The organism is Mucilaginibacter sp. R-33 (assembly GCF_049949235.1).
Classification (GTDB): domain Bacteria; phylum Bacteroidota; class Bacteroidia; order Sphingobacteriales; family Sphingobacteriaceae; genus Mucilaginibacter.
In genome coordinates this window covers 651694-666829 of sequence record NZ_CP188089.1, presented here as the reverse complement: position 1 = coordinate 666829, position 15136 = coordinate 651694, and the positions used below count along the sequence as shown (strand labels likewise).

Genomic DNA, 15136 nt, shown 5'->3' with positions numbered 1-15136 from the left:
CAGGACGCTTACATTGTTTTAGGTCCGGGTTATGCTACCGCTAAACTTGAACCAGTATCAGATATTTAAACCTTCTACCTCCCCAATACCTTCTCCGCCAACTTAGTCCCCTCAACCCTGGCGCGGATCTTGGCAAAAGCGATTTCCCTCGCAGTTGAAATATCATCACCAAATGGCGAAAAACCGCAATCGTCGGTAGTCCCCAGTTGTTGAACAGGAATCACCTGCGCAGCTTCCAGGACCAGCTCACTTACTTCTTCGGCAGTTTCTATTTTGGGATTAATCACATCGGTAACACCAAGAAATACCCGCTGGTCTGCTCCAAGGTTTTCTTTAATAGCATTAAGCACCGTTTTCTTATCCTTTTCTGCAGCATATTCCAGGTAAAAATTACCGGCGTGGAGTTTAAACAGCAGCGGGAGCAGTTCCGTATAAGAAATATCGGCGCTATGGGTTGAGTCATGGTCACCGCCGGGGCAGGTGTGTACGCCTATCTTCTTCTGTTCTTCGGCAGTGAAGCGGTCGAGTACCTGGTTATTGAGGTCGATAAAAGCCGATAGCAGTTGTTTGCTGGGATCTAACTTAATGGCCAGGCGGGCTTCGGTAAAATCAATTTGTACATTATAAGCGCCACTTTCAAGGCATGAGCGGATATCATACACCGCATCGTTCACCAAATCGGTAAGGAACTGATCGCGCGAATAACCGTCGATGCCCTCCTGCGGATAAAGCAGGCTCATGGCCGAGCAGGAAATAACAGCCTGCTTCACCGGCAAAGTAGCATACTTTTTGGCTTGGTTTAGGTATGAATTTGCAAAAGTAGTGTAATGAAATGGGCCGGCGGTTAGTTTGGGTAACTGGCGGGTATGCCCGTCAGCAAAGGGGATCACCACGCCATCAGCGGCAAAGTTTTTAAAACCCTGCATTGGGTAAGTAACAAAGCTTGGTTTTGATTGCTCGCCATCACTAATCACAGGCGAACCTGTTGCTTCCAGTTCCTGAATAGTTTCGCGCGTAGCCCGATCGAACAGGTTGTTTAATTCGTCGGCTTTAATTTGTCCGCCTGCAAAGGCGGTCATGGCTTGTTGCAAGTAAACCGGGCGCGGAATGCTCCCGATGGGTTCGGTAAGTATTTTCATATATAGGTTAAGATTGATTCATAAAGTTAACAAATGAAACCTATGGTAAAGTATTATGGGTAAATAAATTACAATGATTCAATGCACGCTATATCAATATCCGCCCCCTCTCGTCCCTCCCAACCTACATCTCGTCAATTATCCCAACACAATCATCAATTCATCAAACCCATACCGTTAGCATTAGCTATTTTGTTATTAAAAACCAATAACCGGTATGAAAATATCACGCTACCTTATTTTCATCGCTTTAATATTTTGCGGCTGCTCAACAGCCCCCCAAAGTGATAACCTTGCCGCCGACAAACTTGCTCTTGAAAAAACCAAGGCCGCTTTTACCGCGGCTTTTGCTCACAGTGATGTAAAGGCTATAGTAGCGTTGCACCATCCTGATATTGTTAAATATTTTGGCGGCAGCAATGTGGTTACCGGCCGCACGCAGCTGGCCCTGCAGTTAACGGCCATGTTCCGTACATCCAGGATGGAATTAATCCAGAACCAGGTTGAAAGTACCGCCTTTAATGGCAACACCATTATCGAAACCTGCATATTCGCGTTTAGGGCAACCCCGGTAAATGGCGGCAAGCCGTCTGTAGGCCGGGGGCGGTCAATGACTGTTTTTGTAAGGTATAAAAACAGCCCCTACGGTTGGGTTTCTATAAGGGAAATGGCACAGGCGGCTCCTGAAGTTGCAAAATAATTCTGTTCAGGCTCATCTGTCAGTAAAATAACGCCGCTTTTTACATTCGCGTAAAAACCGCACACCTAAAACGTGATTTAACGCATTGTTTTTCAATAATTTATATATAATTTCATTCATCTAACAACAATAAAATCATACCAACCAGCAATTAGAATTTACACAAGCACAATTGGCGAAATAAATGAAACCGCGCGATCATAGTTTTTGGCCGTTTACGCCAAAGGTGAGTATCATTACCGCCGTTGTTGTTTTATTGGTGCTCCTGCTGCTCACGGGGGTGCTCCGTGTTTATACAGGCTGGCCTGCCGACTCGGCCAATAACACCGTTTTGATCGGTATTTTTATCCTTAGCCTGCTCCCTATCGTCCTCGCAATCCTCAATGTAGTTATTGAGCGCGGGGGTAGCATAGGCTATGGCGACCTCAAGATCGACTTTTCAAAAATCCAGCAACTGTCAAATTCGGGTTTTACCGTACCCGCCAATATTGGGGTACGGGGACAGTATGTTGCAGATAGCGGCACCTCCAATATCCTCGAAACACTGCGCGCGGCCACCTCTTCGGGCGTCGCGGTGATCGACCTTGAAGATGGCCATGCCTGGTGGGAAACCCGGTTATTAGTTTTGCTGGCCGGCGCCGACCGCCTAAAAAAGCCCGATAAAATTGTTTTTGTAGCAACTGTCGAAGCAAGAGAGCAAACTTATTTAGGCTGGGCCCGTCCCGGCGACCTGCTGGAACAGCTGCTAAAAGAAGACCCGCGATACTTAAGAACCTTTTATGCCGCCCGTGCGGCTGCCGCGCAATGGGCATTATTAGGTCCATTAGCCGTCTTGCCGCCTGCCAGTTATTATCCTCCGCCGCCGCCACCGCCCTGGATGCAGGGTATACTTGCCCTAAGCCACGCCTGGATGGCATTTTCAAACACCACCGGTTTACCTAACGAATTATTAGCCGAGCAACTTTTACAGAACGAACTTGGCCAAACTATTGAAAGCACGGGCGGCGCAAAGCATATCAGCACCGTACACCTTGATAATTTATTTAAGCCGGTACTGATAAAAAAACAGATAGACAAAAACTGGGATAATGAGCAACAAACAAACGCCCTGTTCGCCAATGAAGATCCCTTTATTGTAATAACGGAAAGTGGAAAATACTCGGCGATAGTTTCGGCACAGTCTTTATATAATGAGGTATTAAGAGGCTTTTTAAAAACAGCCTGATGAAGATCTTATAAAAAAAGGCACCATTACTTCATTACTTAAATAACGCGACAGTAAATTACTGATCATTAAATGCGTTCTCCTGGTCAATATTATATGTATGGGCGTTGCCTGCGGCCGTGCTATACGCTCATACTGCACAGGCATTAGCCACAAGGCCGGTATCCGCTCCTATCACTAACGCGGCTCCCGCGCACCATCACTAAAACCTATTTTATACATCACCGCAACTTTTTCCGGGTTCCCCAGGGTGGCTACCCGCAATGACGAATTTTGTTTTTTATGTAGAGACGCATCACATGCGTCTCCCACATGCAAATTCCTGAACTTAATGACCTACAAACCGGCTTGTCCTATGGGAGACGCAATTATGCGTCTCTACCAAAAATGTTTTATCTGTTCTTAAACAACTTCCGGGAGGCATGATGGATAAAAAAAAGCCCCGCGTAAGCGGGGCCGAAACAGTTAGCTACTATATAACACACATTTAATTAAAAACACACAGCAAATTATTACCTATTCTTCTGTCGCTAACTGAAAGCTTATCGGGATACTGTACCTAACCCGTACATTCTGGCCGTTTTGCACGCCCGGCTTCCAGGCTTTGGCTAATTTAAGTACACGTAAAGCTTCCTCATCAAAACCATAGCCTGCTGGACGGTCCACCTTTATATTTGATAAAGTGCCATCTTTTTCAATAATGAAACTCAGAAGAACTTTGCCTGAAACACCCGCATCTTGTGCGGCTCCCGGAAAGCGTAGGTTTTTTTGCAAAAACTTAGCCCAGGCTGCAGCCCCGCCAACAGGTTCGGGCATAACCTCAAGCCCACCGAAATCAGTAACAACCTCCTCTCCTTTTCCGGCGCCACCGCCACCTCCCCCTTGCTGAGGCTGCTCAATAACAGTGTTTCCCCCAGGAGTTCCTTTTACATCAGCCGGCCCAATAGCTGCATCTTTCAAATCGGTAATAGTTGGCGGGTCTGTTGGCGGATCAGTTGGAACTATATGCGGCGTGGTGAATCCTTTTGCTTCAACCGGGGCAGCCGGCTTTTGATGCTCCATTGGAGCAGGAGCATCCGGTTGCTTGGGTTTAGCCTCAACAGGTGGTTTGGGGATGGAAGGATCAAGTTTTACTTCTATTATCCGCCTATTATCAATTGGCTTCGGCTTTGCCTTAAAAATAATGGTTGCAGCCGATAAAAGGGCTACTGCCGCAAAGGCGATCCCCATGGATTTTGTCATGGTACGCCCATAGCTTTGTCTTAATTCATAAGCGCCGTAATTTTTGTTGCGATGGTCAAATACAAGGTCGAGCCACTCGGCATTGTACAAATCAAATTTGGTGATAAGCATAGTTTCAGAATTAAATTTCAATTATAACGGATATACTTATATTATATTTTGTATAAAACTAAATTTATCGAAAAAAATTTCGTCTAATTTTTCATCAAATTTTCATTTTCTCACAAAAACCATCAAATCATAATATTCTGTTCAAAAATCAATAACCAAACCAATTTTTTTTATCAATTAAACAAAAACAGCACAAAAACATTCATTTAAACACAATTTTTATATATAAATCATTAAAAACTTAAAATATTTTAAAAAAAAGTGCAGTTATTTTATTTTTTTATTACTTTTAGATATGGTTAACAGGCTTTATAAACTTATCGCCTTATTTTTTTTACTCTTTAGCGGATTCACTGCGTCCGCTAAGGGTGAATTATACCATTATTACCACAAAACCACAAAAAAAACCACGGTATCCGCGACAATACCGCATCACCGCCCGTTAAATTTTGAATTCACACTCAATAATGCGCTCACGCCCGCTATTAATATACACCAACATAGGGGTGCACATTCTTTACAGGCCTTTGTAGCAACGCTCGGCGGCTACGCCATTAAATTTAAATACCTTGATTTCATTTGCGGACTGGATACGAGTAAACTCTCCCGGTTCCGTAAACTCATCCTTTTTCCGTTTCACGATTTTTGGTAGGCAAAAAACAATAAACCAACCCTCATGCTCTGATTAAGCATGCAGGATTTATTGTTTTTTAAAAAAATTTAGTTTTAATGCTGTCCGGTATTTTTGATTGGATACCGGGCAGTATTATTCAAATCTTCATTTTTCCTCCCTTAAACCCAAAACATGAAAAAATTCATACCCTTCGGCATACTTTTAATTGTAATTGTATTAGCCCTTCTATACCCTTCAGTTACACTTACAACCATTAAAGACAGCAAAATTGATACAGGTGATACCGCCTGGCTATTAGTAAGTACCGCCCTTGTACTGATCATGACCCCTGGCCTGGCATTTTTTTATGGTGGTATGGTGAGCAAAAAAAACGTATTGTCAACCATGCTGCAAAGCTTTGTTTGTATGGGTGTAATTACTGTTATATGGGTAATATTCGGCTTTAGCCTTGCCTTTGGCGAAGATGAGTTTGGTGGCTTTATTGGTAATCCCGGCACTTTCTTTATGATGAAAGGCACATTAGGCAACGCCACCTGGGAACTGGCCCCAACTATCCCGCTGATACTATTTGCTATGTTCCAACTAAAATTTGCGGTTATCACCCCAGCCCTCATCACCGGCGCTTTTGCCGAGAGGATCCGCTTCAACTCTTATGTTATCTTCCTTTGCCTGTTTATGGTGTTTATATACGCACCATTAGCTCACGCCACCTGGCATCCAAAAGGCTTCCTTTTCGGAAAAGGCGTACTTGACTTTGCCGGCGGCACCGTGGTGCACATGAGTGCAGGCTGGGCAGCTTTGGCATCAGCCATATATTTAAAGGGCCGTAATGAAACATCACACAATCCGGCCCGGATCAGTTATGTATTATTAGGAACAGGCTTATTGTGGTTTGGCTGGTTTGGCTTTAACGCAGGTTCGGCATTAGGTTCGGGTACATTGGCCGCAACTGCCTTGGCAACAACCACTACGGCATCAGCTGCAGCAGCTATGGCCTGGATGTTCTTTGATATCCTTCGCGGTAAAAAACCAGGTGTATTAGGTGCCTGTATCGGCGCGGTTGTAGGTTTGGTGGCTATCACCCCTGCAGCGGGCTATGTAACTATTCCCCATTCATTAATTATCGGCATCGTAGCAGCAGTTGTAAGTAACCTGGTTGTGATTTGGAGGACAAAAACCAGCATTGATGATACCCTCGATGTATTCCCATGCCATGGCGTAGGCGGCATGGTAGGCATGTTATTAACCGGTGTATTTGCACACCAAAACGTAAACTCCGCCAATACAACCGGCAATGGTTTATTTTACGGCGAAACCCACCTCTTCATTATTCATTTAATTACACTTGTAGGCGTATCGGCTTTTGCCTTCTTTGGCTCATTTGTTTTATTAAAGATCACCGACATGATCAGCACATTACGTGTAACACCTGAAGAAGAACTCGCGGGCCTTGATATCAGCCAGCACGACGAGGAACTATAACCAGACCCTACCCCTACCTGATTAACCCAATTAACAACATAAAAAATAAGCCGCACCCTTTACAGCGTGCGGCTCTTTTATTTCATCTTGCGCATTAGTTACTGCCCGCTGCAAACCTGCAACTGAAAAATCAAGAGAATTACCATTCCTTAGTTGAAACCCTTTTCACTTTTTTCACGTCATGCTTTTCAAGCGACGAAGTTTTGAGCATATAAACTTTCAAATTATCGCCCACGTGCTTACTGCTAATCGCTACCTGGTTCAAACAAGCATTAAAATCAGCCTTTGATAATTTTTCCGATGCTTTTTCAAGGGCAACATCTTTTCCATGCATTAATTCAACATTACCATAACGGTTCCGCTGATAGGGCTGATACACAAAATCAGTCAGCCAATAACGATACTTACCATCTTTCACCTCTATCCTAAGCGTATAAGCTATCTCGCCACCTTCACTATTACCCATTAAACCCTTTTTATTAATCAAAAAAGCCCCGGCACCGGTAAGCGCATTGCCATCCTTATCGGCCTTGGTCAACTTAAGCACTTTTGCCGGATAAGCCTTCTTAAAAAAATACAGGCCCCTGTCATAAAGCGTATCAGCTATAGCGCCGGGCTGCTCTGCCGTTTTATAATAGATATACCTGTTATTTTCATCAAAAGCCAGCGAATCCTTCTGCGCAAAAGCGCCTGACGAAAAAAGGAGACCAACAAAGCCTAATAGTATCTTTTTCATTTAACAAATATAAAAGCCGTTCCGGATAAACCCGGAACGGCTCGCGATAAAAATAGATTAAATTAATTTTTTTTAGAACGCGTACACAGCAGCTACAGCAAACTGGCCGGCTGATTTTGAAGGATCGCCGGAGTGGTTCAGGAATGATGTAGACGAGCCATGATCTAACCTGATTTCAGGAATGAAAGTAAGCGGGCCTGATTTGATATTTGCGGTAAAGGTAAATGCCTTAACATTTTCGCCCGGAGGGGGGCCAAAAGTTGCCAATTCACCTTTTTTAGTTTTGAAATATTCGCCCCTTAAACCCAAAGTTACTGTTTTTGACACAGCCAACTGCGGATATAAAGCAACACCGCTAAAACCACCGCCATCATGCGGAGCCGAATAAGTAGCACCGTTTAAGCCCAGTTTAAAGGCGTCGGTAATTTGATAAGCAGTTGTTAAATCAACTTCGGTACCTGAAGTGCTTCCGGTAGCAAGGTTAAGATAAGCAGTCCATCCTTTTACAGGAGACACGAACAACTGTGAGCCGAAAGTATTTACCTTATGTGCTGAAGTATAATAGTTCCAGGTATCATTAAAAATACCGGCCATTAAACTCACCTTATCGCTGAACGCGTAAGTTAATTTAACACCAGGATTTTGGAACGGACCGTTAGTGAATAAATACGAAGTAGAATAGTTAAAGTTACCTACCGGGCTGATAACCTCATAACCAATAAAGGTAGCCATATAACCACCTGTAAGGTTTAATTTATCGGTTAGATCATATGACACGTACAAGTTCTGAATATGGAATGAATCACCATCGGGGCCATTTGGGATTGACTGGCTTTGGCCACGCGGACCAAATGAAAGTTCACCCACAAACGCAGCTTTACCAACTTTTTTCTTCAAACCCAGGTCAATCATACCAATTGATACTGAATTATGATCGCTTGCAAAACTGGTAGGGATTTGTGAACCCTTATCAGAAAAATCATATTTATAATAGGTATCTACCGAACCGTAGATCACCAGAGGGGAATCTGAGGTTGTTTTAACAGTGTCCTGGGCCTTAACCGTAAAGGCCGCAATTGAAAATAATGAGAAGAGTAGAAATACTTTTTTCATGATAACGATTTAATTGTGAATTGATAAACTATTTGTTAATTGTTATTTTTGGGGACAACCACGCTATTACTATTTGATTATCAACACCTTGTAATTAAAAGGATCATTTATGCGCCGGCATAAAAAATCCCTGTACGGCTGGCAACGGCAACGTCAATCAAAACATCCTACTTCACCAACCGCACAAGGCATCAAATATCTTTCTCAGGTACTGTACCGAGCTATTTAGGCTTCAGAAGCAACCTTAGCGCCATTATCAAAAAGGCCGCTTAAGCTAATCTCATCATCCTGAACAGGGTAAACTTCGATACCGTGGTCAAATGCGTCGATACCACCGGCACCTGTTTCACCATGCTCTTCGATACGTAATTTCCATGGATGGCCTAATTTGTTGATCACAAACATCATTACATATGAAACCACGAATACTGCAAGGGTAATAGTAAGACTACCGATCAGCTGAGCTTTTAATACATCAAAACCACCGCCGTAAAACAAGCCTGTTACCGGAGCAGAGTTATCAGCACCTGTTGGGCCTGTAGCACCATATTGACCTGAAGCGAATAAACCTAAAGAAATAGTACCCCAGATACCGTTAAAGCCGTGTACTGATACTGCACCAACCGGATCATCGATACGGAACCATTCAATAAGATAAACGCCGCCGAAGATAATGAAGCCCGAAATAGCACCAAGCATAATAGCACCGAATGGGCTTACCCAGTAACAAGGACAAGTAATAGCAACTAAACCCGCAAGGAAACCATTAATAGTAAAGGCTAAATCAAATTTGCCTTTTGTTGGGCCAAACCATAAAGCAGCAAGCATAGCGGTAAAACCACCGGCACAGGCAGCAAGCGTAGTGTTAGCAGCAACGCGGCCGATACCCTGCATATCCATTGCTGATAATGTTGAACCAGGGTTAAAACCATACCAACCAAACCAAAGTAAGAAACCACCTACAGCAGCAACCAATAAGTTATGACCTGCCGGCAATCCGCCTTTTTCTTTATCATCACGTGCAAATATGCGGCCTAAGCGTGGGCCTAACACCATTGCACCGGCCAGTGAAGCAACACCACCAATAGTATGTACTACTGTTGACCCTGCAAAGTCGCGGAAAGGCTGAGCGCTTATTGATTTAAAGAAGCCTGAAGTTCCCATGGTAGCAAGGAAACCGTCCGGCCCCCATGCCCAGTGACCGATAATAGGATAGATAAAGCCGGTAATACCGATACTGTAAAGGATATCGCCACGGAAACTTGTACGGCCAATCATAGCGCCTGATACAATGGTTGAGCAGGTATCAGCAAAAGCGTACTGGAAAATCCAGTGTGCCAATACCGGGATACCGGTTGAACCATAAGTTTCAGGTGTATTTTGAAGGAAGAACCAGGTTTTGCCATCAGCACCGCCCCAGCCAATAAAGCCGTTACCGTTGCCAAACATAAAGGCATAACCTATAGCGTAAAATAGCAAACCACAAAGACAAGTATCAAAAATACACTCCATCAGCACGTTCACTGTTTCGCGCTTACGGGCAAAACCAGCTTCGAGCATAACAAAACCCGCCTGCATACCAAATACCAAAAATGCAGCAACCAGTGTCCAAACAGTATTAACCGTGTTAATTAACGCTGTTTCATGGGCGGTGTACGTTTCGGCAGCGTTAGCTTTTGTGCCAAATACACCTGGCAAAACCATCATTGCGGCAAACACCAGCAATAAGCCAATCATTTTCCCTGTAAAAATGGTTGCTCCCAGCGCCCATTTTTCACGTGTCAGCTGTCGGACTGCACTTAGGAAGTTGTGTTTTGTAGAACCTACTTTCATCGTTTAATTTAGTTTGATTGTTTTTTTAAAAATTAATTAGTTTGATTGTTGTATTTAAATTTAGTTTGATTGCTATCCTGAATTACAAAACACTTTTCACCTCCAAATCCTCAATCACGCCTCTAATCTTTTTCATTTTTTTTATAAAAAGCATAATAATTGGTGTGTTTTCGTAAATTATTTTCTGAAATTAGGTAGTATTTTTAAGAATAACAAATTATTAATGATAAATTAATGGCAAAAAATTAAAAAATTATGAAAATTGCAAAAATAAGGCTCTAAGAATGTCATTTTTTAAACATTTAAAAATGATATTTTCAATATAAATTCATTTTCATCATTAAAAAAATTGAAAAATCTAATTTTTACAGTTTAAAACACCAATTAATCAGTTTTAAAAGCAAAAAACTACCCAAAAACATTAAAAAAACACGATTTTGTTGATTTCAGGCAGAACTTTTAGAAGAATTAAGACTTTCCTTTAAATTATATCAGTTTTTTAATGATTAGGTGGTATGTTATATTTCACTTAATTTTGCCCGATATTTTAAAGGATAGTTATATTTTTGAACACTAACCTTTATTTAAACCTCATAAAATATGTCCAATATTCGTTTTAAAGCCTTACAGGATGTACTTTCAAGAACTATCCCTGAAGTAAAACCGCCTTCACCAAAAATTTCCGATTATTTCGGATCGAATGTTTTTGATAAAAAGAAGATGAAGGAATACCTTTCATCAGAGGCTTACCAGGGAATTGTAAATTCAATTGAAAAAGGTGAGCCGATCCCGCGTGATCTTGCAGAACAGATCGCTTCGGCAATGAAAGCCTGGGCTTTAGGCAAAGGCGCAACCCATTATACACACTGGTTTCAACCGCTTACCGGCACCACTGCCGAAAAGCATGACGCTTTTTTTGAGCCCACTGCAGATGGCGGCGCTATAGAACGTTTTTCGGGCGATGCCCTTGCACAACAGGAGCCTGATGCCTCAAGCTTCCCGAGCGGCGGCATCCGTAATACATTTGAGGCCCGCGGTTATACTGCCTGGGACCCTTCTTCACCTGCCTTTTTAATGGCGCGTACCCTGTGTATCCCAACAGTGTTCGTATCGTACACCGGCGAAGCGCTTGATTATAAAGTACCTTTATTAAAGGCACTGAACGTGCTTGATAAAGCGGCCGTTGATGTTTGCCATTATTTTGATAAAGGCATAGAAAAAGTAAATGCATCATTAGGTATTGAGCAGGAATACTTTTTGGTTGACCTGGCCTTATTTAATGCCCGTCCCGATCTTTATTTAACCGGCCGCACTTTATTCGGTCATATGTCGGCCAAAAACCAACAACTGGAAGATCATTACTTTGGCTCGATACCTGAGCGCGTGTATGCGTACATGCAGGATATGGAAGCCGAAGCATTGCAATTAGGCATCCCGCTTAAAACCCGCCATAATGAGGTTGCTCCATCCCAGTTTGAATGTGCACCGATATATGAAGAGATTAACCTCGCCATCGACCATAACCAACTGTTAATGGATTTGATGGACCGTGTTGCCAGGCGCCATAACTTTAAGGTGTTACTTCATGAAAAACCATATGCAGGCCTTAATGGTTCGGGCAAGCACAATAACTGGTCGCTGATAACCAATACAGGCAAAAACCTGTTATCGCCAGGCAAAACGCCAAAAAACAACCTCATGTTCCTGGCCTTTTTTGTGAATACTATCAAAGCGGTACACGAGCATGCCGACCTGTTAAGGGCATCCATTGCATCAGTTAATAACGACCACCGTTTAGGCGCCAATGAAGCTCCTCCGGCCATTATATCTATATTTTTGGGCAGCCAGCTTAGCGATGTGCTTGATGAGATAGAAACATCCCGCATCAGCAAAAAAATTAAAGAAGAAAACCTGTTATGGCAGGGCATCCCTAAGATTCCGCAAATTTTACCCGATAATACCGACCGTAACCGTACCTCACCTTTTGCCTTTACCGGTAACAAGTTTGAGCTGCGCGCGGTAGGCTCATCAGCCAACTCGGCCAGCCCAATGACCATTCTTAACCTTATCGTTGCCGATCAGCTTAAAAAATTCAAATACGATGTAGATAAGCTGATGAAAAAAGGCGAGAAAAAAGATCTGGCTTTATTAATGGTGATCAAAAAGTACATCAAAGAATCAAAAAACATCCGCTTTGAGGGAAATGGTTATAGCGAAGAATGGGAAAAAGAAGCCGCACTAAGAGGTTTGCCTAATGTTAAAACCACACCAAAAGCGCTGGATGCTTTAATAAACGATAAGTCGGAACATCTTTTTGCCGAAACCGGCGTATTCACCGTGCGTGAAGCGCATGCACGTCACGAGATCTTGCTTGATGCTTTCTACAAAAAGCTACAGATAGAAGCCCGCGTAATTGGCGAAATGGTGATGAACGTGATTATTCCGGCAGCAATTGCCTATCAAAGCAAACTGATTGAAAATGTAAAAGGACTAAAAGACATTGGCCTGGATAAAGCAACTTACGCTTCGCAGCTTGACATCATTAACAGGATCTCAGAGCATGTGAACTTCATTAAAACCAATACCGAGCAAATGGTTGACGAGCGCAAAAAAGCTAACGTTATCGACGACCTTCGTCAGCGCGCTATTGATTACGATGAAAAGGTAAAATCATTCTTCCAGCCTATCCGCTACCACGTTGATAAACTGGAGCAACTGGTTGATGACCGCCAGTGGCCACTGCCTAAATTCAGGGAGTTGTTGTTTATTAAATAGAACTTTGATTTTAAAATACAAATGCCGCTGATGTTAAACGTTAGCGGCATTCGTATTATCATGTCATTGCGAGGAACGAAGCAATCGCACGGAAGCGTGACCACTCTGTATAGCATGCGATTGCTTCGTTCCTCGCAATGACATTTTTTTAGTTATTCCTACGCAAACAAATCACTCGCCTTATGCTGTTCAATAATCACAGCCCTGTATTTTGATAGCAATGCCGATTTGGATATAAAGCCAATGAAAACCTCATCTTTTACCACCGGTAACTGCCATACGTCAATGGCATCAAAGGTGTCCATAACGCTGCTGGCCGGTTGATCATAATCAATTATAGCCGGTGGTTCAATCATAATATCGGCTATATTTTCATCCGCGATATCTTTATTGAACAGGCGCCGGCGAATGTCGTCTATCAATACAACACCTTCAAGACTCCCGTCCCCTTTAAGCACCGGGAAAATATTAGCATCGGTTTTGGCCAGTACCTGGTAAAATTCGCCAACCGGCATTTGTTTATCAACCGGGGTGTATTTGCGGTTAATGATGCTATCAAGCATTATACTGTTAAGCATGCCATAATCCTGCCCCGGGTGAATATTGTTATGATGAATCAGCTGGCTCCAGTACATATTATGGGGCGATGAATAACGCGATATGATGTATGACATAGCTGATACGATCATGAGCGGGATAAACAGCACATATCCACCGGTAATTTCGGCTATCAAAAATATAGCAGTTAAGGGTGCATGCAATACGCCAGCCAGGGCCCCCGCCATACCCACCGCAATAAAATTAACCGTATTTAAATGTATCAGCCCGGTTTGATTAACCCCGTAAGCCACAAACAAGCCCAGGAAAGCGCCGGTAAATACCGTAGGTGCAAATGTACCGCCATTGCCACCGGCACCAATGGTAATACCCGCAGCAATGATCTTGGTAAACACGAGTGCCCCTATAAATAACAGCATGACAAGCGGTTCGGAAAGCCAGTTGGCAAAAAAGCTTTCTTCCTTTAATACATTGATATTACCATTTAAAATTTCGGTGAGATAATGATACCCCTCGCCAAACAATTGAGGAAACACAGCAATGATCAACCCTAATATCACACCGCCGCCAACTGCCCTCACGTACCGGTTTTGTTTTTTTAGGATCCCTCCTTCAAGTTTCCCCCCTACTTTGGATATATATATCGCTATCCATCCGCTTAATATGCCAAGCAGCACATAAAAAGGCAGGGCGTTCATTGCCCAGCCTTCGGTAACCAGATGGAACAATTGCCCCGAGTATAATAATTTGGAAACCACAACTCCCGTAGCGGATGCTATTAATAAAGGTATAAAAGTGGGAATGGTAATCTCTCCTATTAATATCTCCAGCGAAAAAAGCACCCCGGCAATAGGACTGTTAAATACCGCAGCTATACCCGCCGAACATCCTGCAGCCAACAATACCGTTTTTTCATAGGGTGTAAGCTTAAAAAACTTACCTACATTTGAACCGATAGCTGTACCCGTACAAACAATAGGCGCCTCCAACCCTGCCGAGCCACCGAAACCTATGGTTAATGAACTGGTTATTAAATGCGAATAAATATTATTGGCTTTGATGTTTGAGCGGTTCTTTTTGATATTGATGAGCACCTTACCTATCCCTTTTTCAATCTTATCGCGATTGATCAGGTGCTGATACAGCACCGTACCCAAAATGCCTATTGCAGGTAAAAACACATAGGCTATATGATAATACAGGTGCGAAGAGATATTCCGGCTTAACTCTTCCATTAAATGCACTAAAAACTTAAGGGCAACGGCGGCCAGTCCGCCCATAAAACCTACAAACACGCTGCAATAAATTAAAAAGTTACGTTGACTATTACGTTTTAACCGCCAGCGGTTTATTTTGTAGGAAAGCGTTTTTAACATAAGAAGTATATACTACCAATTCTGCTGATGAAGAGTTATGAGCGCGAATTGTTTCCGATTAAGCTGATAAAACAGACTAATGACGTGTATTAGTCGATTTTCTTACAAAGAAACACAATTTCGGTCAATTTTATTAATCAGGTCACACTCATAATTTAAACTCCGTATAAGGAGTAGCACTCTTTCTTAAAATTAAGGTTAATAGCATTATA

11 protein-coding genes are annotated in these 15136 nt (G+C 42.8%); 4 read left to right on the top strand and 7 right to left on the bottom strand.

Annotation, left to right across the window (positions count from 1 at the left end; translation table 11 throughout):
• Positions 1-74: 74 nt before the first annotated feature.
• Positions 75-1139 (bottom strand): cobalamin-independent methionine synthase II family protein, encoded by a 1065-nt coding sequence (locus tag ACP26M_RS03020; RefSeq protein ID WP_426586036.1) that lies wholly within the window; start codon positions 1137-1139, stop codon positions 75-77.
• Between the two features lie 217 nt (positions 1140-1356).
• On the opposite strand from ACP26M_RS03020, the gene ACP26M_RS03015 reads away from it, so the two are divergent.
• Together ACP26M_RS03015 and ACP26M_RS03010 are read left to right on the top strand one after the other, a co-directional pair.
• Positions 1357-1839, top strand: a complete 483-nt coding sequence (locus ACP26M_RS03015) for a YybH family protein (protein ID WP_426586034.1) — start codon at positions 1357-1359, stop codon at positions 1837-1839.
• 184 nt (positions 1840-2023) lie between these two features.
• Positions 2024-3064 carry a hypothetical protein gene (locus ACP26M_RS03010; protein WP_188832826.1) on the top strand — a complete coding sequence of 347 codons (1041 nt, stop codon included), beginning with the start codon at positions 2024-2026 and terminating at the stop codon, positions 3062-3064.
• Between the two features lie 516 nt (positions 3065-3580).
• On the opposite strand, the gene ACP26M_RS03005 is transcribed toward ACP26M_RS03010, so the two are convergent.
• On the bottom strand, positions 3581-4417 hold the full coding sequence (locus ACP26M_RS03005; RefSeq protein WP_426586032.1) for an energy transducer TonB: 837 nt from the start codon (positions 4415-4417) through the stop codon (positions 3581-3583).
• Positions 4418-4934: 517 nt separating this feature from the next.
• On the bottom strand, positions 4935-5057 hold the full coding sequence (locus ACP26M_RS03000; protein WP_426586030.1) for a hypothetical protein: 123 nt from the start codon (positions 5055-5057) through the stop codon (positions 4935-4937).
• A gap of 165 nt (positions 5058-5222) precedes the next feature.
• On the opposite strand from ACP26M_RS03000, the gene ACP26M_RS02995 reads away from it, so the two are divergent.
• Positions 5223-6533 (top strand): ammonium transporter, encoded by a 1311-nt coding sequence (locus tag ACP26M_RS02995; RefSeq protein ID WP_426586028.1) that lies wholly within the window; start codon positions 5223-5225, stop codon positions 6531-6533.
• A 139-nt stretch (positions 6534-6672) separates the two neighbouring features.
• On the opposite strand, the gene ACP26M_RS02990 is transcribed toward ACP26M_RS02995, so the two are convergent.
• The 3 genes from ACP26M_RS02990 to ACP26M_RS02980 form a co-directional block, all read right to left on the bottom strand.
• Entirely contained in the window at positions 6673-7269 is a 597-nt protein-coding gene (locus tag ACP26M_RS02990) for a DUF4468 domain-containing protein (RefSeq protein WP_426586026.1), read from the bottom strand.
• Between the two features lie 72 nt (positions 7270-7341).
• Positions 7342-8382, bottom strand: a complete 1041-nt coding sequence (locus ACP26M_RS02985; RefSeq protein WP_426586024.1) for a porin — start codon at positions 8380-8382, stop codon at positions 7342-7344.
• A 225-nt stretch (positions 8383-8607) separates the two neighbouring features.
• Complete coding sequence (locus tag ACP26M_RS02980; RefSeq protein ID WP_426586022.1) at positions 8608-10215, bottom strand: ammonium transporter; 1608 nt, start codon at positions 10213-10215, stop codon at positions 8608-8610.
• Between the two features lie 600 nt (positions 10216-10815).
• Between ACP26M_RS02980 and ACP26M_RS02975 the strand changes: the two genes are divergently transcribed.
• Complete coding sequence (locus ACP26M_RS02975) at positions 10816-12990, top strand: glutamine synthetase III (protein WP_274987574.1); 2175 nt, start codon at positions 10816-10818, stop codon at positions 12988-12990.
• 158 nt (positions 12991-13148) lie between these two features.
• Here the strand turns inward: ACP26M_RS02975 and ACP26M_RS02970 are convergent, their stop codons facing one another.
• A complete protein-coding gene (locus tag ACP26M_RS02970; protein ID WP_426586020.1) occupies positions 13149-14924 on the bottom strand; it encodes a chloride channel protein in 1776 nt (591 codons plus the stop codon).
• Positions 14925-15136 lie beyond the last annotated feature (212 nt).

Bases quoted from the DNA above. Each gene is read 5' to 3' on its own strand.
- ACP26M_RS03020 (WP_426586036.1), bottom strand. From the start codon at position 1,139: ATGAAAATACTTACCGAACCCATCGGGAGCATTCCGCGCCCGGTTTAC.
- ACP26M_RS03015 (WP_426586034.1), top strand. From the start codon at position 1,357: ATGAAAATATCACGCTACCTTATTTTCATCGCTTTAATATTTTGCGGC.
- ACP26M_RS02995 (WP_426586028.1), top strand. From the start codon at position 5,223: ATGAAAAAATTCATACCCTTCGGCATACTTTTAATTGTAATTGTATTA.
- ACP26M_RS03010 (WP_188832826.1), top strand. From the start codon at position 2,024: ATGAAACCGCGCGATCATAGTTTTTGGCCGTTTACGCCAAAGGTGAGT.
- ACP26M_RS02970 (WP_426586020.1), bottom strand. From the start codon at position 14,924: ATGTTAAAAACGCTTTCCTACAAAATAAACCGCTGGCGGTTAAAACGT.
- ACP26M_RS02985 (WP_426586024.1), bottom strand. From the start codon at position 8,382: ATGAAAAAAGTATTTCTACTCTTCTCATTATTTTCAATTGCGGCCTTT.
- ACP26M_RS02975 (WP_274987574.1), top strand. From the start codon at position 10,816: ATGTCCAATATTCGTTTTAAAGCCTTACAGGATGTACTTTCAAGAACT.
- ACP26M_RS02990 (WP_426586026.1), bottom strand. From the start codon at position 7,269: ATGAAAAAGATACTATTAGGCTTTGTTGGTCTCCTTTTTTCGTCAGGC.
- ACP26M_RS02980 (WP_426586022.1), bottom strand. From the start codon at position 10,215: ATGAAAGTAGGTTCTACAAAACACAACTTCCTAAGTGCAGTCCGACAG.
- ACP26M_RS03005 (WP_426586032.1), bottom strand. From the start codon at position 4,417: ATGCTTATCACCAAATTTGATTTGTACAATGCCGAGTGGCTCGACCTT.